General features: G+C 64.2%; 16 protein-coding genes and 2 pseudogenes. 4 read left to right on the top strand and 14 right to left on the bottom strand.

The window, feature by feature from the left end; genetic code table 11:
- Positions 1–130: 130 nt before the first annotated feature.
- The 10 genes and pseudogenes from fba to A7A09_RS14400 form a co-directional block, all read right to left on the bottom strand.
- On the bottom strand, positions 131–1165 hold the full coding sequence (gene fba, locus A7A09_RS14440) for a class II fructose-bisphosphate aldolase (protein ID WP_106692062.1): 1035 nt from the start codon (positions 1163–1165) through the stop codon (positions 131–133).
- 178 nt (positions 1166–1343) lie between these two features.
- Positions 1344–2315 carry a class 1 fructose-bisphosphatase gene (locus tag A7A09_RS14435; RefSeq protein ID WP_245999370.1) on the bottom strand — a complete coding sequence of 324 codons (972 nt, stop codon included), beginning with the start codon at positions 2313–2315 and terminating at the stop codon, positions 1344–1346.
- Positions 2316–2327: 12 nt separating this feature from the next.
- Complete coding sequence (gene derI / locus A7A09_RS14430; RefSeq protein ID WP_106692202.1) at positions 2328–2789, bottom strand: D-erythrulose-4-phosphate isomerase; 462 nt, start codon at positions 2787–2789, stop codon at positions 2328–2330.
- Between the two features lie 11 nt (positions 2790–2800).
- Positions 2801–3562 (bottom strand): triose-phosphate isomerase, encoded by a 762-nt coding sequence (locus A7A09_RS14425; RefSeq protein ID WP_106692061.1) that lies wholly within the window; start codon positions 3560–3562, stop codon positions 2801–2803.
- 21 nt (positions 3563–3583) lie between these two features.
- Positions 3584–4330, bottom strand: coding sequence for a DeoR/GlpR family DNA-binding transcription regulator (locus A7A09_RS14420; protein WP_106692201.1), 747 nt, complete (start codon positions 4328–4330; stop codon positions 3584–3586).
- 233 nt (positions 4331–4563) lie between these two features.
- Positions 4564–7649 (bottom strand): annotated as a pseudogene (locus A7A09_RS14415) (efflux RND transporter permease subunit).
- Positions 7646–7945 carry a permuted SH3 domain-containing protein gene (locus A7A09_RS22255; protein WP_494546228.1) on the bottom strand — a complete coding sequence of 100 codons (300 nt, stop codon included), beginning with the start codon at positions 7943–7945 and terminating at the stop codon, positions 7646–7648. The pseudogene A7A09_RS14415 and the gene A7A09_RS22255 overlap by 4 nt, the downstream one beginning before the upstream one ends.
- 25 nt (positions 7946–7970) lie before the next feature.
- Positions 7971–8750: pseudogene (locus A7A09_RS14410) on the bottom strand (efflux RND transporter periplasmic adaptor subunit); the annotation flags it as partial.
- Positions 8751–8926: 176 nt separating this feature from the next.
- Positions 8927–9757: a 2-dehydro-3-deoxygalactonokinase gene (locus A7A09_RS14405; RefSeq protein WP_106692059.1), complete on the bottom strand. Its 831-nt coding sequence runs from the start codon at positions 9755–9757 to the stop codon at positions 8927–8929.
- Between the two features lie 51 nt (positions 9758–9808).
- On the bottom strand, positions 9809–10099 hold the full coding sequence (locus A7A09_RS14400; RefSeq protein ID WP_106692058.1) for a DUF2218 domain-containing protein: 291 nt from the start codon (positions 10097–10099) through the stop codon (positions 9809–9811).
- A 233-nt stretch (positions 10100–10332) separates the two neighbouring features.
- Between A7A09_RS14400 and A7A09_RS14395 the strand changes: the two genes are divergently transcribed.
- Both A7A09_RS14395 and dtd read left to right on the top strand, forming a co-directional pair.
- Positions 10333–10557 carry a hypothetical protein gene (locus A7A09_RS14395; protein ID WP_211341141.1) on the top strand — a complete coding sequence of 75 codons (225 nt, stop codon included), beginning with the start codon at positions 10333–10335 and terminating at the stop codon, positions 10555–10557.
- A complete protein-coding gene (gene dtd, locus A7A09_RS14390; protein ID WP_106692057.1) occupies positions 10554–11003 on the top strand; it encodes a D-aminoacyl-tRNA deacylase in 450 nt (149 codons plus the stop codon). Before A7A09_RS14395 ends, dtd begins: the two co-directional genes overlap by 4 nt.
- A gap of 22 nt (positions 11004–11025) precedes the next feature.
- Here dtd and A7A09_RS14385 read toward each other — a convergent pair whose 3' ends face one another.
- Genes A7A09_RS14385 through A7A09_RS14370 form a run of 4 tightly spaced genes read right to left on the bottom strand, consistent with a single transcriptional unit; the run spans position 11026 to position 13446 of the window.
- Positions 11026–11967 (bottom strand): energy transducer TonB family protein, encoded by a 942-nt coding sequence (locus A7A09_RS14385; RefSeq protein WP_106692056.1) that lies wholly within the window; start codon positions 11965–11967, stop codon positions 11026–11028.
- 1 nt (position 11968) lies between these two features.
- A complete protein-coding gene (locus A7A09_RS14380; RefSeq protein WP_106692055.1) occupies positions 11969–12367 on the bottom strand; it encodes a biopolymer transporter ExbD in 399 nt (132 codons plus the stop codon).
- 3 nt (positions 12368–12370) lie between these two features.
- Entirely contained in the window at positions 12371–12766 is a 396-nt protein-coding gene (locus A7A09_RS14375; RefSeq protein ID WP_106692054.1) for an ExbD/TolR family protein, read from the bottom strand.
- A complete protein-coding gene (locus tag A7A09_RS14370) occupies positions 12763–13446 on the bottom strand; it encodes a MotA/TolQ/ExbB proton channel family protein (RefSeq protein WP_245999369.1) in 684 nt (227 codons plus the stop codon). The genes A7A09_RS14375 and A7A09_RS14370 overlap by 4 nt, the downstream gene beginning before the upstream one ends.
- Before the next feature lie 363 nt (positions 13447–13809).
- Between A7A09_RS14370 and cobA the strand changes: the two genes are divergently transcribed.
- Both cobA and A7A09_RS14360 read left to right on the top strand, forming a co-directional pair.
- On the top strand, positions 13810–14586 hold the full coding sequence (gene cobA, locus A7A09_RS14365; RefSeq protein ID WP_106692053.1) for a uroporphyrinogen-III C-methyltransferase: 777 nt from the start codon (positions 13810–13812) through the stop codon (positions 14584–14586).
- A gap of 121 nt (positions 14587–14707) precedes the next feature.
- Positions 14708–16867: calcium-binding protein (locus A7A09_RS14360; RefSeq protein ID WP_106692052.1), on the top strand; the 2160-nt coding region annotated here is incomplete at its 3' end.

Below are 16867 nucleotides of genomic sequence, written 5' to 3'. Positions count from 1 at the left end.
TGGGGGCGGTCGGGCGCTGCCCGGCGGGCCTGCGGCCCTTGATTCCGGGCTGGTCAGGCTGCCCGACCAGATGCCTCTTTTCCAGGCCGCCAAGCCATATCGAAGCAACGCAAGAATATCGTGGAAAAGCTCAGTACCGCCGCGCCATTGCCGCCAACGGCAGGGGACGAATGCGTGAGGCATGGCCGGCTGCGCCAAAGGCCTCGAACCGGGCCTTGCAGACCTCTGCCATCATCGCAATCGCCGGTTTGAGATATTTGCGGGGATCGAACTCGGACGGGTCCTCGGCCAATGTCTTGCGGATCGCGGCGGTCATGGCCAGCCGGTTGTCCGTGTCGATATTCACCTTGCGCACGCCTGACCTGATGCCCCGCTGGATTTCCTCGACCGGGACACCCCATGTTGGACGGATATCGCCGCCATGGTCATTGATGATGCGCTGCAAATCCTCGGGGACCGAGGACGAGCCATGCATGACCAGATGCGTATTCGGCAAGCGGCGATGGATCTCCTCGATCACATGCATGGCGAGGATGTCACCATCGGGTTGGCGGGTGAACTTGTAGGCGCCGTGGCTGGTGCCCATCGCCACCGCCAAGGCATCGACCCCGGTATCCGTCACGAAACGCTCTGCCTCGGCGGGATCGGTCAGAAGCTGGTCCTCCTCCAGCTTTTCGGTGGCGCCGTGGCCGTCCTCTTGGTCGCCCATGCCGGTTTCCAGGCTGCCCAGCACGCCCAGCTCCCCCTCGACCGAAACGCCGCAGGCATGGGCCATCCGCACCACCTCGGCGGTGATGCCGGAATTATAGGCGTAATCGGCGGGGGTCGATCCGTCTTCGCGCAATGAGCCGTCCATCATCACGCTTGTAAAGCCGTTCTGGATCGCGGTGGCGCAGGTCGCCAGGTTGTTGCCGTGATCCAGGTGCATGCAGACCGGAATATCGGGGAAGGCACGGGCAAAGCCCTCGATCAGACCGGCCAGCACCAGGTCATTGGCATAGGCGCGCGCGCCCCGGCTGGCCTGCAGGATGACCGGCGAGTCGGTGGCCTGAGCGGCGTTCATCACCGCCAGTCCCTGTTCCATGTTATTGATATTGAAGGCTGGAACCGCATAGCCATGCTCGGCTGCGTGATTGAGAAGCTGGCGAAGGGTGATCATGGCCATTGGGTTTATCCTTGAAACATGAAGAGGGTTCTTCGGAGCGAAGCCGGGTTTGCGGCCAAACCGGGGGCCAGCCCCGTCGCCGGCTGGTTCTCGAACCAGTGGCGGACCAACCGGCGACCCCCGGGATATTTGCATGAAGAAGAAGAGAGGCAGGCAATGTCAGGGCCATTCCCAAGGGTTAGCGCGAGAGATATGAGAGGATGGTTTCGACCTCTTCGCGGCCGCCGAAGATCAGCGGGCTCATGCCGTGATGGCTGTCGGGGAGACGGTCGAGAACCGGACCCTGCCCGTCCGAGGCCAGACCGCCCGCCTGTTCGATCAGGAAGGCGATGGGGGTGCATTCATAGATCAGCCGCAACCGGCCGTTCCGATAGCCCGGGCGATGATCGGCGGGATAGAGGAAGGCGCCGCCTTGCAGCAGGATGCGGTGCAATTCGCCGACAGCGGCGGCCAGCCAGCGCATGTTGTAGTCCCGTCCGAGCGGGCCGTCTTTCCCCGCCCGGACATCACGCAGCCATGCCTGCAAGCCTTCGGGCCAGTGACGCTCGTTCGAGGCGTTATAGGCCAGCACCGGGGCGGAGGGTTTCAGCGTCACGCCTTCTCGCGCTATGCGGAAGCCGCCCATCTCGGCATCGAAAGTGGCGATGCTGACACCCTCGCCCAGTGAGAAACCGATATCGACGGAATGGCCGAAAGAGGCATAGCCGGCAGCGACTGCCGCCCGTCCGGGGCGCATGAAACCCTCTGGCGCGGCGGGCAGGATGCTGAACAGCATGCCCAATGGCGCACCGATGCCGATGCTGCCCGAGCCGTCGATGGGATCCATCGCGACGTCATAGGCGCCCTCGGGGTTCAGCAGCGCGACATCCTCGGCCTCTTCGGACAGGACCTGCCGCACGCCCGCCGCGCGCAGGGCGGCAACGACGTGCTCATGGGCGGCGACATCCAGCGCCTTCTGCCGGTCGCCGCTGTCATTGGTGCCGACGATGGCATCGGGATCGCCATGCAGCCTGCCCGCCGCGAGGCGTGCCGCAAGCGACGGCAGGGCGCGAAAGATCGCCAGGGCGATGGCGCCGGGGCCGTCACCCGGCAGCACCTCTTCCAGCGGGCGGCCTCGTGCGGGACCGTCATCGGGCAGTTTCAGCATCATGACATCATCCGATCAGGCCTTGTTATATTTCGCATCGACCTGATCGATGGCGTTCACATTGCCCGCAGAGCGGCCATTCGCGTCGAAATTCATGGTTTCAGTCAGCCATGCATCGGCGATGGTCTTGGCCAGCTCGGTCCCGATCACTCGCGCACCCATGGTGATGATCTGCGCATTGTTCGACAGAGCCGCACGGGTGGCGGAATAGCTGTCATGGGTCAGCGCGGCACGGATGCCGGGCACCTTGTTGGCCGAGATGCAGACCCCGATGCCGGTGCCGCAGACCAGGATGGCGCGGTCATAGGTGCCGGCCAGAACCTCGCTCGCCACGCGGTCCGAAAGATTGGCATAGAAGGCGTCCGGCCCCGCATCGGTGCGCGAGATCTCGGCCACCTCGTGACGGTCCTTCAGGTGGTCGGCCAAAAGCTTGGCCAGCCCTTCGCCCGCGCTGTCGCCTGCGATTGCCAGTTTCATGTCGCTCTCCTTCACAATTTGGCGGCGCAACGGGCGAGGATGTCGAGATAGCCTTCGACCTTCCACGCCGAGCGCCCGATGAACAGCCCGTCGATATGCGGGCAGGTGATCAGTTCTTGGCAATTTCCCGGATTGACCGAGCCGCCATAGAGGCAGGGGATACGCCGCCCCAGCATATCCTGCGCCACGGCGATGATCTCGGCCTGCCTTGCATCGGCATAATCCGATGTCGCCGGAATGCCGTTTTCCCCGATGGCCCAGACAGGCTCATAGGCCAGCAGGATTCCGGCAGTTTTCTGGTCCCCGGACAGTTTCCCGAGTGCCTCCCGGACCTGCGCCTCCAGCACCTGCTGCGCCCTGCCCGCCTCGCGTTCCTCCAGTGTTTCGCCAATGCAGATCAGCGGGATCAGGTTATGACGGATGGCGGCCTCGGTCTTCAGGCCGACCGTCTCGTCGGTCTCGCCGAAATGCTTGCGGCGCTCAGAGTGGCCGAGTTCGACGATATCCAACCCGCAATCGGTCAGCATCAAGGGCGAGACCTCGCCCGTCCATGCGCCCTCATCGGCCCAATGCATGTTCTGCGCGCCGACCTTGACGCTGGTATCCGCCAGCATCGCCTTGACCTCTCGGATAGCGGTGAAGGGCGGGATGACAAAGCGCTGGATGCGAAGATCACGGCTGCCATCGGCTGCGGCCAGCGCTGTGGCAAAGCTGCGCGCCTCGGCCAGTGTCTTGTTCATCTTCCAACTGGTGCCGATCCAGAAATCCGTCATGTCGTCAGTCCTTGGCAATGGTCAGCTTGATCCCCGCCCGGTCGATCGCGGCGCGATCCTGTGATGCGGGGTCGCATCGGTGATAATCGAGTCGAATTCCGCCAGATCGGCCAGCACATGCAGGGCAGAACGCCCGAAGCGGCGGTGATTGACCAGCAGCACGCTGCGCCCGGCGGCAGAGATCATGGCGCGCTTGGCCCGCATTGCGGCATCGTCCATGTGAAATGCCTGCAACCCCGCGAGTGCCGGGGTCGAGATGAAGGCCAGATCGGCGCGCAACCGCGACAGCGCCGCCTCGGTCACGACGCCGAAGAAGCCGTTGAACTTGGCGCTGAACACCCCGCCAAGCGCGATCAGGGTGACGCGCGGCACATCCTTGAGCCGGTCGATCACGGCGGCATTGTTGGTGATCACCGTCAGCGGCGCCTTGTCGGGCAGGCAGGCGCCCAGCAGGGCCGCCATGGAGCCGTCATTGACCATCACGGTCATGCCGGGCTCGACCAGTTCGAGCGCCGCTCGCGCCATGCGGGTCTTGGCATCGGCATCCTGCAATTCGCGGATGCGGAAATCGCTTTCGAATTGCGTCCCCGTCTCGATGGTCGCGCCGCCACGCACCTTGCGCAACAACCCGGCCTGTTCCAGATCGTCGAGATCGCGGTGAATGGTCATCTTCGACACCGCGAAACGGCCAGCCAGATCGTCGAGATCGACGGCCCGCGCCTCGATCAGAAGATCCATGATCGCCTGCCTGCGCTCATCCCGCTTCACGTCGCATCCTTTCAACCGATTCCGGTTCGACGCGATGGTATTATAACAGCCACTCACGTATATCAACATAATTTATGTGATTTTGTGATTTTAAAATGTGACAATTTTGTTGCGACGGGAATCGCCCGAGCACAGCGAATGCAAATAGCCGCCCATTCCCCTGCATTGGCACAAGGGGCGACGGCACATCCGAGGGGCAGCAAGCAAGGGGAAACCGGGTCGCGAATCCCGCGCTATTCTGCCGGCAGCGAGACCGGTTTTCCCTCGCCTTCGGCTTGTTCGTCGGGGTTGCGGCGCAGGTTCTCGATCAGCACATAGATGACCGGGGTCAGAAGCAGGGTCAGAACGAAGGCCAGGCTAAGGCCGCCCACGATCACCGCACCGATGGCGCGGCGGCTTTCGGCCCCCGCGCCCGAGGCAAGCGCCAGCGGCACCGCGCCCAGGACCGTGGCAATGGTGGTCATCATGACCGGACGCAGCCGGGTGACCGCACCTTCGCGGGCGGCATCGGGAATCGAGCGGCCTTCGGCCCGCAACTGGTTCGCGAATTCGACGATCAGGATGCCGTTCTTGGCCATGATCCCGATGAGCAGGATCATCCCCACCTGCGAAAAGATATTCACCGAGGCGCCGGTGATCAGCAGCGTAACCGCCGCCCCACCCAACCCAAGCGGCACGGTCAGCATGATCGCAGGGGCGAGCGAAAGCTTTCGAATTGTGCGGCAAGCACCAGGAAGACGATCGCCAATGCCATCGCGAAGACCATGGCGAGCCCGCCCGAGGATTCCAGGTAATCCGCCGCCTGTCCCTGCCAGGCCAATGTCGCCCCGACCGGCAATTCCCCGACCGCGTCCCGCACCGCCTCCATCGCGGTCGCGAGATCGGTTCCTTCGTTCAGATCAGCCTCCATCTCGACCGAGATGAGCCGGTCATAGCGATTGATCTCGGGGGCGGTCGCGCCGGTCCGGATCGACGCGAAGGCCGAGAGCGGGATCAGGTCTCCACGATCGTTGCGCAACAGCACCGACAACATGTCCTCGACGGAATCGCGATCCTCCGGGGCGGCCTGCAGCACGACGGGATATTGGCGGCCATCCGTGCTGTATTCGCCGACGCTGCGCGAGGCGAAGAGAACCTGCAGGGTCTGGGCGATCGTATCGGAGGAAAGACCCAGGTCCTGCGCGCGGGCCCGGTCTATCGACAGGGTCGCGCCCGGCTGGTTGGCCGAGTAATTCACCTCGACCGCAGCCAGCCCCGGATAATCCTCCAGCGAACTCGCCAATTGACCGGCCCAATCCACCCCGCGCTCGATATCCGGGGCACCCAGCATCCAGCGGACACTTCCCTGCGCACCACCTATGCCCAGCCCTCCCGATGGGCGGACGAATGTGGCCACTTCGGTGACCTGTTCAAGCTGGGGCCGCAATTCCGAGATCACGTCCTCGACGCTGCGCGAACGCTGATCCCAAGGGCTGAGCGTGACGAACAGGATCGCCCGGCGCAACTCTCCCCAGGTTCCGACGATGGCGGTCACATTGTCGACGATGCCATCCTCGCGCATTGGCTCCAGCATCGCCTCGATCCGTCTCGTGGCAGCGTCGGTATAGGCGAGGTTCGAGCCTTGCGGGGCCGAGACATAGATGCGGAACTGCCCGCGATCCTCGTCCGGCGTCAATTGCCGTGGCAGATGCTGATAGATCGCGAAGGCGGAGGCGACGGCAAAGGCGCAGATGGCAAGGATCGGCACGGGCCGGGCGATCATCCGGCCAAGCAACGCGCCGTAGCCCTTTTCCAGCCAGTGAATGAGCCGGTCGACGCCACGGGTCAGCAGGCCCGGCCGATCCTCGCGCGGCAGGACCCTGGATGCCAGCACCGGGGATATCGTCAAGGCGACGAAGCCCGAAACCGCCACGGCAACGGCCAGAACGATGCCGAACTCTGCGAAAAGCTGGCCGATCTGCCCCTCCATGAAACTGATCGGCAGGAAGACCGCGATCAGGACGGCGGTGGTCGCGATCACCGCGAAACTGACCTGCCCCGCACCGCGCCGGGCAGCTTCGGCCCGGCTTTCGCCCATCCTGCGGTGGCGCTGGATATTCTCCAGCACGACGATGGCGTCATCCACGACCAGCCCGATGGCCAGGATCAGCGCGAAAAGCGTCAGGATATTGATCGAAAAGCCCAGCAGCATCATCGCAAGCCCGGCCCCGAAGGCCGAGATCGGGATCGTCACGACCGGCACCAGTGACAGCCGCGCCGATCCCAGGAACAGGAATATGACCGCCGTGACCAGCAACACCGCCTCGGTGAACACCTTGACCACCTGCCGTATCGAGCTTTCGATGAACACCGCTTCGTCAGAGGTGATCCCAAGCTCCATGCCTTCGGGCAAGGTCGGGCGGATACGCTCCAACTCGGCGCGGACGGCATTCGAGATGGAGACCGTGTTGGCCTGCGCCTGAGGCTGGACCCCCATGCCGAGGGCGGTCGCCCCGTTGGTGCGGAAATTCGACTCGGTCTGCTGCGCGCCCTGATCGATCTTCGCGACATCCCCCAAGCGAAGGGGCCTGACCCCGCCATCGCGGACCACCATCTGCCGGAACGCGTCGGGCGAGGTGAAACGCGTCTGCGCAAGCACCTGCAATTGCCGGGCGCCGGTTTCGATCTCTCCGGCGGGCAGTTCGACATTATTGGCCTGCAGGGCGGAGATGATATCCGAGGTGGTGATCCCATGCGCCGCCATGCGCGCCTGGTCCAGCCAGATCCGCATCGACGGCGCACGCTCGCCATATATCACGGTATTGGCCACGCCCGGCAATCGCGCCAGACGGTCCTTGATATAGCGATCGGCGTAATCCGACAATTCAAGCGGGGTCATATACGGGCTGGACAGGCTGAGCCGCAGGACCGGGTCACCCTCGCTGTCATTCTTGTCGATCCGCGGCCGGTCGGCCTCGTCGGGAAGGTTGCCGACCACCCTTTCCACCGCGTTCCGGACATCGTTGGTGGCGGCATCGATATCGCGCGACGGATCGAATTCCAGCACCGTGCGCATGCGTCCGCGCTCGGATTGCGTTGACATCGAGGTCACCCCGGACACCCCGGCCAGCGCGCCCTCGATCACGGTCGCGACCTGGCTGTCCACGACATCCGGGGCGGCGCCGGTATAATTCACCCGCACCGTCACCTGCGCGGCCTCCACCTGCGGCAGTTCCCGTACCGGCAGCCGGGTCATCGCCACGGCGCCGATCAGCACGATCAGCAGGTTCAGCACCGTGACCAGGACCGGGCGGCGCAATGACAGATCGGGCAGGCTCATCCCTCGTCACCGGATGCGGCCGGGTTCCGGGCGCTGCGGCTGCGGGAGATCGCCTCGATTTCCATCCCCGGCGCGACGCGATGCAGGTTGGTCACGATGATCCGCGCATCCGCATCCAGCCCGGAGACCACCTCGACCATTCCGTCCGATTGCTGGCCGATCTCGATCTCGGCCTGCTGCGCGATACCGTCCTGGGCCAGCAGCACCAGATTCCGGTCGCCGTCGACGCTGAGCACCTGTTCGGGAATTGCGAATTGCCGGCGTTCGTCCAGAACCAGTTCCACCTGCAGGAACATCCCCCCCGTCAGCGCGGTCGTCATTGGCGATCTCGGCCCGCAAGGCGACGGACCGGGTCGCCGCATCGACCCGCGTATCGATCCGGCTGATCCTGCCCTCGAAGATCCGGCCCGGCCATGCCGCCGAACTCAGCCTGACCTGCTGACCCGTCTCCAGCCGCGACAGCAGGGTTTCCGGCACGCTGAAATCGACCTCGACCACCGAAAGGTCGTCCAGCGTGGCGATCACGGTCGAGGCGTCCACCATCTGCCCCTCGACCAGATCGGTCAGCCCGGTCACGCCCGCGAATGGCGCGCGGATATGCCGGTCCTCCAGCAGCGCGGTCGCGCGATCAAGCTCGGCCTCGGCCCGCAAGAGCGCCCCCTTGGCGCTCTGATAGGCCGCGTCCGAGGCATTGCCAGTCCTGTTCAACTGCTCCTGTCGGGCGAAGGCGGCCTGCGCTTCGGTCAATGTCGCTTCCGCGGCCTTGAGATCGGCCTGTTCGGCCCGGTCGTCCAACTCCAGCAGGACATCCCCTTTCGCAACCTCGGCCCCGGGACGGAAGGCGATACGGGTGATGCGGCCACTGGCTTCGGCCACCAGATCGACGGCCTTGCGTGCCCGCGCCGTGCCCACGGCCCGGACGGCATCCGAGAAGGTCATGGTCTCAAGCGGGATGGTTTCCACCGCAAGCGGCGCAGCCGACCTGCCGCCGGATCGTTCCGTCGCATTGGGCGAAGCAAGCAGCCGGTCGGTGACATATAGCCCACCTGCCGCCGCAGCAAGGATGACCAGCAATCCAAAGACAGCCTTGAGGGCTCGCATCTTCATCTCCTGATGGCGCAGGTGCGGGAACGCCGTCGGTCAGCCGCGCTCCGTTAGTCATGAATGAAAGCGCATTCACAGAATGCTCCCAATTCCCCCCAAGCGGCAACTGATAATCGCGTGTGCAATCATATTTGCCGATGGAAAGGGTGGGATATCAGTCCTGTATCCCCCGATCAGTGCAGCCGCCCCTCGGGAACGCTCTTCGGCAGGGATTTCCATGCCGCATGCAGCCCGGCCAGCAAGGCCGCATCTGGTTCCGGACGCTGAACCGAAACACCCTGCCGCTCAAGCGCGGCGGCGTAGAGATCGGCCAGCGGCGCGTGACCGGTCACGGCGACCATCTCACCAAGCCAATAGGGTTTTGCGTCTGCCAATTCGCAACCGATCAACAGACCGGCAAGCTGCGATGCCCCTGCCCCTGTCGCGCCGCGCAGGGCAAGCAGCCGCCCATAGGCGCGATGCGGACGGCTGAGCGCATCCTCCAGCGCCGCAATGAACGCATCGGGATCTGTGGTTGCGTCGGTCAAATCCGGGCCGCCGGAAAGCTGAGCGAGCAATTCGCCCGTCAGATAGCCCTGGAAATGGCAAATCTCGCCCGCCGAAATCCGCACCCAATGGCCTTGGCGACCGGGAAGACAGATCACCCCGTCGAATTGCGGCTCTGCCGCGAGAAGCCCGGCGATCGCCGCCGTCTGACCATGCAGCGCGGCATCGGGGGTTGCCTGGGTGACTCCTTGAGCCACCCAGATCCGGAGGGCACTGCCGGTATCGCGCGTCAGTTGAAGATTTGTCGGGGCGGGAGCGACGCTTCCCCCGGCGGGAAATTCGCCGGTCAGATCGGCCAGCAGAACTGGCAGATCGGGCCGATCCCGCAGCGCTTCGATCACCGCGGATCGCGAGCGGCAAGGAAATTCCTGCCGCGCGCGAATCTCGGCCCCCTGCATGGACCAGATACGCAGGCATGCGCCGTCATATTCGGCGGCAATCCAGTTCGCGGCGCTCATTTGGCTCTCCTTGCGCGGGAACCGCCTGTTTGCGACACCATCCCCCGACCGTCAACCGGCGGGGCTGCTCCAGTTGAGCGGTTGCGGATCCTCACGATGGGCAAAGCGCAGGAGATGGCTTTCCAGCACGCTGCGAAGCAGGTCCATGCCGCCCTCTTCCGGGGCGTCCGCGGTCAGGCGCAATCCCTCGGCAGTCGTCTCGATCTCTGCCTCGCCCATCTCGAAATGGAAGCGCGAGCGGTCATCCTGCACATCCACGCCGATCTTGTGGGCGAAATGCTTGGACATGGTGGCCAGCAATTGCGGGCCTCGGGCCGTCGGAAATTCTGCAGTCTGACGCATGGCTATCCTCTTTGCATGGTCCCGTGTCGAGCCCGAACTAAGCGTTCGGCCATTCGAGGTCAATTCCCGACTAAATTACATGGATATTTTTCGCCTATTGTAAACCACGTCGAACGGCATCGGAACCTCCCGCAGCCGCTGCATGGCCAATGCAATGGCCGCGTCTTGCCTCGCGCCCTGATCGAGGCTAGGCCCGGCGGCGAGTTCCGGAGATGACCTGAAGGGGGCGCGAGATGGAGATTTTCGACATGCTGGTCTGGGGCGGAGCCGCGCTGACGCTGTTGGGGCTTGCCGCATTGCTCTGGTGCATTGTCACCGTCATCCGCATTCGCCGGGCCAGGCTGGACGAAAACGCCTTTCGCGCGCGGATGCAGGGCATCCTGGCCGTCAACATGGGCGCGCTGGTGATCTCGGCGCTTGGGCTGATGACGGTAGTGCTGGGGATCATGCTGGGATGAGGGCACTGGTTCAGCGGGTCGGCGAAGCCTCGGTCGAGGTCGAGGGGCAGGTCATCGGCCAGGTCGGGCCGGGCCTTGTGGTGCTGGTCTGCGCGATGCGGGGCGATGACGAGATCGCCGCCGAGAAACTTGCCGCCCGCACGGCCAAGCTGCGCATATTCCGGGACGACCAGGGCCGGATGAACCGCTCGCTTGCGGATGTCTCGGGCGGGGCGCTGGTGGTCAGCCAGTTTACGCTGGCGGCAGATACAAGTAGCGGAAACCGCCCCGGTTTTTCCTCGGCAGCATCACCCGCGGACGGAGAGCGGCTCTACCTGCATTTCGCCGAGTGCCTGCGCGGGATGGGTATCCCCGTCGAAACGGGCAGCTTCGGCGCGGACATGAAGCTGCGGCTACTGAATGACGGGCCGGTGACGATCTGGCTGGACACGGCGGACCGGGCCTGACAGAGCGGCTTGAGGTGCCGAGTTATCGTCGCGGCACAGTATAGGGCTGTTTGAAGGTCTGGCTCGACAGGTTCAGCCCCGCAGGAGCGGCGGGACAACGCCTGATACGCTGTGCAACCCTGACCGCAGCCTGATCCACGGCGGAATCTCCGCTTGACCCCGCCAATCCCAGACCTTGAACAACCCCATTGCTGCCTATGGTGACGTGAAGGGTAACCTGCCCTCCGCGTCCGGTTGGCTTAACCGTGCCGGCCTTTCTTGCGAAACAGGCCTTGATCTGCTGCGCCCATTGCGACAACAAGCTTGCCCGCTGCTGCGCACTCATCCCGGCACTGCCGCCGCCTGCGGCACGTACCGAGGAATTGCCTCCGGCACCTCCCCCTTGCGTCGCAGGCTGACGTTGGGGCTGGGGCTTGGCTGCCTGTTGCTGTGGTGCGGGTTCGCGTTTCGGCTCTGCCTGCCGCTGAACCTCGCGTTTCGGTTCAGGCTTGGTCCGCGCGGGCTTGCGGTCGGGGCGCGTCGAACTATCGAGCGCCAGTTCGGACTTGATCTCGGGCGGTTCGAAACTCTGCAATTCGGGAAGTTCCGGCTTTACCAGTTCGGGCTGAGGCTCGGGCGTTTCGGGCAGGTTCGGCCTGGCGGCGCTAAGTTCCGGCGCGGCGGGGGCCTGCGGAACCTCCGGCGCCCTGTCGGGTGCCGCGTCGGGCGTGGGCTGCTCGATCTCCGGCGCGGCGATCTCCTCGGGCTCGGTCATTTCCGGCTCGGATGCGGTCTCGGGCGGGTTCTCCCATTGCTCGATCAGCTCCGACATGTCGCCGGAACCCGCCGAAACCGGCGCAGGTGGCGCCGGTAGCGCCGCCCCCATCGCGATCCGCTCGGGCAACAGCACCGCAGCCGCCGACACATGCAGCGCAACGGCGATGGTCACGAAACCGGCTATTTCCCATTTCTGCGCGGATGCCATCTCAACCTCCGCTGACGACGAGTTGGGCACCGGCGTCGCTGATCTCGCGCAGCCGTTTCAGCAATGCCGCGACCTGCGTGGCATTCACCCCCTTGTCGGCGCGGATCTCCAGCGGCGCCCCCCCTTTCCTCGCGCCGATCTCGGCCCAGATGTCATCGCCGCGGGTCTCGTTATAGGCGAGCTCACCGGCGGTCGAAACATAGAGCACGTTGCGGTCTCGTTGCTCCTCGCCATGCCGCGACGAGATCTCCGCCTCGCTTTCCGGGGGTTCTAGCTCAAATGGCGGGGACTGGGTTATCTGCGCGGTCAGCAGGAAGAAGATCAGCAGCAGGAAGACCACGTTGATCATCGGGATGATCGATTCGCCTCGCGGGCGGCGGGGGGGCATGTCGATACGCATGGCTCACTCGACCAGGATCATGTTGTTGAAACCTTCCGCGCGCAGATGGTCCATAACGCCGACCAGGCGCTGAAGATCGGCCCCGTCGCGCGGGCGCAGGATGACCGCCGCCCCTTCTTCGGGCATCAGGGCCGCCAGCGCGCGGGCAAGATCGCCTTCGGGCGTTTCGACACCGTTCAGCAAAATGCCATCAGGCGCGATATCGACAAGGCGTGGCGCGCCCTGCCACTCGCTGCCCGATCCTTCGGACCCGCCCGCGACAGGCAGGACCGCATCCATGCCGAAACGCGAGGACAGCATGAAGAAGATCAGCAGCAGGAAGACCACGTCGATCATCGGCGTCAGCGACATCTTTCGAGGATGCCGGCGCGGCCCCAGATCGAAACTGTCCTCGCTCATTCCGCCGCCTCAAGCCGCAGGGCGGGCTGCTGCGGCGCGTCAGCCTTGACGAAGATGCGCGTCGCCAGGTCTTCCAGATCGGCCTGCAACTGGTCGGCGATCGATTCGAACCAGCTGAGCGCCACACCTGCCGGAATCGCCACCGCCATGCCCGCCGCCGTGGTCAGCAGGGCCTCCCAGATGCCGCCCGCCAGGGCGGAAGGGTCGGCGCGGTTGCCCGATTCCTGCAGGACCTGGAAGGCGGTGATCATGCCCAGAACGGTGCCCAGCAGGCCCAGCAAGGGCGCGATGGTCGCGATCAGTTCCAGCGCGCGCAGCCCTTCGCGGGCGCGGTAGAGGGTCTGGCGCGCGATGCGGGCGGTTTCCTCGCGCGCAGTCTTGTCGTCGATGGCCGGATCGAGCGAGGTGCCGATCGCCGCCTGCGCGACGCGGGCACGGGCGGAGGGACGCCCCCGCACCTCTGCCATCGCCTCCCGGCGGCGGCCCTCGGCCCAGAGCGCGATGGCGCGGCGCGAATGGCTGCCGCCCCAGACCCCCAGGCGTGACAGCGAGAACAGTTTCCAAAGCACCACGGCAAGCGTGGCGACGGACAGGGACGCGATCAGCCACATCGTCCAGCCGCCATCGCGGATCATTTCCACCAGCGGCAGGGTCGAAAGTGTCGAGGAGAGTTCAGACATGGCGGGCTCCGTAGCCAAGGGAACGTGGCGCCATCGAAGCGGCAGCCGGACGCGTTTGGTCTTGTGTGGTTGTTGGGTTGCCGGTGACCGGCCCCATCGGCGAGGCACGCATGGAGGCTCCGGTATCGGTGACCGGTCCTGCCGGGGCGGGACAAGCGCTTCTCGGAATGGGCTTCACGTATCTGCTCCGGCCGGATCGGTAATGGAAAGGTTAACGACGGGACTGCGCTAATGTTTCCGACTAAACATGTCAAGTATAGAGGCGGGAGGTCCCGCCCTGCGGCGGGCGATCAAATACGTTGTCACCACATGTCCCGATGATATAGCTGGTAACCCTCATCACAGACCGGAAGGCCGCCACCCGTGACCGCCCTTGCCCAATCGACTGGTTTCGTATCTCTCGTCTCGGCGGGGCCTGGCGACCCCGAATTGCTGACGCTGAAGGCCGCACGACGAATGGCCGAGGCCGATGTGATCCTGTTCGACGACCTGGCCTCGGGCCCGGTGCTCGACCAGGCGGGACCGCAGACCGAGTTGATCGCCGTCGGCAAACGCGCGGGGCGTCCGTCCGCGCGGCAGGAACATGTGAACGCGCTATTGATCGGGCATGCCCGGCAAGGCCGCAGGGTGGTGCGGCTGAAATCCGGCGATGCGGGCATCTTCGGCCGGCTGGAGGAAGAGCTGATCGCCCTGACCGGGGCCGGGATCCCCTTCGAGATCGTCCCCGGCGTCACCTCGGCCAGCGCCGCCGCCGCCGCCGCCGGTCTACCGCTGACCCGCCGCCTGACCGCGCGCCGTCTGCAATTCGTGACCGGCGCCGATGTCACGGGCAATCTGCCCGAGGACATCAACTGGGCCGCCATCGCCGATCCCGGCGCGACGACCGTCGTGTTCATGGGCCAGCGCAGCTTTCCGAAACTGGCCGATGGATTGCACGCCCATGGCCTGCCTCCTTCGACACCCGCATTGTTCGCCGAGGCGGTCGGCCATCCGCATCAACGGCTTGTCCATACAACGATCGGTGAACTGGCCGTGATGATGCGTAATGCCGAGGTCACCCAACCGGGGCTGATCCTCTATGGTCCGCTGGCCCTCCGTGGTGAGAAGCCGCAATCCACCGACCCGGATTCGACGCCGTAACCATCTGTTTTTATTAAAATACACCATTCAAATTTGGTGCATTCACGGCACGGTTCATGGTTTGATAACCTGACCGGCGCCAATTCGATGACGTCGGCCCGCCATAACGGACTGACCGATCATGCTGACCTATCAACATGTGGGCACCTACGGTGTTACACGCACGAAATGGCTGTCCGGCATATCGGACCTCGAAATCCTGTCGATTGGTGGCCGAACGCTGCTATTCGCCACCACGGAATTCAGGGGCGGCGGCCTCAGTTCCTATACGATCCCGGCCTCCGGCGAACTGCTGCGACCGGCTGACACCCGCCCTTTCCTTCCGGAATTCACCTATCAGCAGGAACCCGATATCAGCCTGCTGAACATGAATGGCGGCACATTCATCCACCACAGCCATCTGGGAGGTGCGGAGCATCTGGGCATCCGCGTGACGGAAACCGGCAAGCTTGGGGAATTCACGCCCATCCTCGCGGGAACCGGAATCGATGCCCCGATTTCCTCCCTGGGGCAATATGACAGCCCGGCGGGGAGCTTTCTCTACCTCGCTCATCGGGACGAACTCGACATCGCGATACATGAAATGGATGCCCGGGGCCGGCCTGCCCAACCGGCGAGCCACTCGCATCTGTCAATCGATGCCCCGACAGGCAGTTCACTGGACAAGATCATCGAGACGCATGCCGGAGAGGGGCGTTTCCTGGTCGCGATTTCCGCGTTGGGCGATTTCATCTCCACCTATCGAATCAGCAATTCCGGGGAGATCGCCCATAAGGCATTGCATGTCGCCGCGATGGGAACAGGTTACGCGGTGCCCACCGATATCAAGGCGGTTCATGTCGAGGACCGCAGTTATGTCATTGTCGCCGCGGCGGGATCTTCGTCCCTGACGGTGTTCCAGCTTCTCGCCGATGGCAAGCTGAAACCCACCGACCATGTGCTTGACGAGGGATATACGGCGTTTCAAGCAGTTACCTCGCTTGAGACCGCGACCATCGATGGCCGCACCTTCGTCTTCGCCGGCGGGGTGGATGATGGCTTCAGCGTCTTCACCCTGCAGCCCGACGGGCGGCTCCTGCATCTGCGAACCCTCGCGGACAGGGATGACATGACCCTGGCGGATATCAGCGACATCGAGGCAAAGGTCATCGATGGCAAGATCGTGCTTTTCATCAGTTCGGCCACCGAAACAGGCATCACGCAACTCGTCTTCGATCCCGGCAAGATCGGCTGGACCGGTTCCACGACGACGGGTCGAGCGGTCGGAACCGCGGAAAACGACATGATACTTGGCCAACCGGGCACCACGACGATGCTTGGGGGGGAAGGTGATGACATACTCATTGCGACGAGCTCCAACGTGAAGATGTTCGGCGGATCCGGTGCGGATATCTTCGTTCCAGCCAACACTAGCGGCAGAAACTTGATCAAAGGTTTCGAACCCGGTGTGGATCATCTGGATCTGAGCCAGCTCGGCATGATCCGCAGCCTCCACCAGATAGATTTCCAACCCAGGACCGGCGGGATCAAGCTGCGGTTCCAGGATGTCACCATCGACATCATCACCAGCGACGGACGGCAACTGACCGAGGCCGATTTCTCGAACGACCTGTTCCCCATCACCCATTACAATCTACCCGAGATCGACATCACCAAGCCCCCCTTGCCTCCCCCTGTTTCGACAACCCTCGGGCAGCATGTTTTCGGCACAAGCGGCGCGGACAGGCTGACCGGCATGGGGGGTCCGGACATGCTCGTGGCCCGTGAAAGCGACGATACGCTTGCAGGGGGCAGTGGGAATGACTCCCTGCATGGGAATGACGGTCACGACCGATTGGCCGGTGATGACGGCGATGATCTCTTGCTGGGCGGTCCCGGCCTCGACCTGCTCGTGGCTGGTTTGGGAAATGACAGCGGCTTCGGCGGCCCCGACAACGACACGCTTCATGGCAATGCCGGACATGACAGCCTGATGGGCGAGAACGGCAGGGACCATCTGGACGGAGGCGCCGGGAATGACCTGCTCTCCGGTGGTCTCCACGATGATCGGCTGATCGCTGGTCCGGGGGATGATCGGCTGCTTGGCGGAGACGGTAATGACACGCTGCTCGGAATCGAGGGGCTGAACCGGCTATTCGGCATGCACGGAGATGACCGGATCGTCGGTGGCGATGACCATGACACCATCAGGGCGGGAACCGGAGATGATGCCGTTTTCGGCAAGCTCGGCAATGATTGGATCACCGGCGACGATGGGCACGACATCCTCCACGGCAATGCC

This window comes from Paracoccus methylarcula (assembly GCF_003007735.2).
GTDB lineage: Bacteria > Pseudomonadota > Alphaproteobacteria > Rhodobacterales > Rhodobacteraceae > Paracoccus > Paracoccus methylarcula.
Note: the sequence above shows the minus strand (reverse complement) of the source record. Positions and strands in the feature narration are given on the sequence as shown.

What these genes read in the sequence shown, in the direction of transcription:
- fba (WP_106692062.1), bottom strand. Translation starts at nt 1,165, where the DNA reads ATGGCCATGATCACCCTTCGCCAGCTTCTCAATCACGCAGCCGAGCAT.
- A7A09_RS14425 (WP_106692061.1), bottom strand. Translation starts at nt 3,562, where the DNA reads ATGACGGATTTCTGGATCGGCACCAGTTGGAAGATGAACAAGACACTG.
- A7A09_RS14375 (WP_106692054.1), bottom strand. Translation starts at nt 12,766, where the DNA reads ATGAGCGAGGACAGTTTCGATCTGGGGCCGCGCCGGCATCCTCGAAAG.
- A7A09_RS14380 (WP_106692055.1), bottom strand. Translation starts at nt 12,367, where the DNA reads ATGCGTATCGACATGCCCCCCCGCCGCCCGCGAGGCGAATCGATCATC.
- dtd (WP_106692057.1), top strand. Translation starts at nt 10,554, where the DNA reads ATGAGGGCACTGGTTCAGCGGGTCGGCGAAGCCTCGGTCGAGGTCGAG.
- A7A09_RS14405 (WP_106692059.1), bottom strand. Translation starts at nt 9,757, where the DNA reads ATGAGCGCCGCGAACTGGATTGCCGCCGAATATGACGGCGCATGCCTG.
- A7A09_RS14400 (WP_106692058.1), bottom strand. Translation starts at nt 10,099, where the DNA reads ATGCGTCAGACTGCAGAATTTCCGACGGCCCGAGGCCCGCAATTGCTG.
- A7A09_RS14370 (WP_245999369.1), bottom strand. Translation starts at nt 13,446, where the DNA reads ATGTCTGAACTCTCCTCGACACTTTCGACCCTGCCGCTGGTGGAAATG.
- A7A09_RS22255 (WP_494546228.1), bottom strand. Translation starts at nt 7,945, where the DNA reads ATGTTCCTGCAGGTGGAACTGGTTCTGGACGAACGCCGGCAATTCGCA.
- A7A09_RS14435 (WP_245999370.1), bottom strand. Translation starts at nt 2,315, where the DNA reads ATGATGCTGAAACTGCCCGATGACGGTCCCGCACGAGGCCGCCCGCTG.
- A7A09_RS14395 (WP_211341141.1), top strand. Translation starts at nt 10,333, where the DNA reads ATGGAGATTTTCGACATGCTGGTCTGGGGCGGAGCCGCGCTGACGCTG.
- A7A09_RS14385 (WP_106692056.1), bottom strand. Translation starts at nt 11,967, where the DNA reads ATGGCATCCGCGCAGAAATGGGAAATAGCCGGTTTCGTGACCATCGCC.
- derI (WP_106692202.1), bottom strand. Translation starts at nt 2,789, where the DNA reads ATGAAACTGGCAATCGCAGGCGACAGCGCGGGCGAAGGGCTGGCCAAG.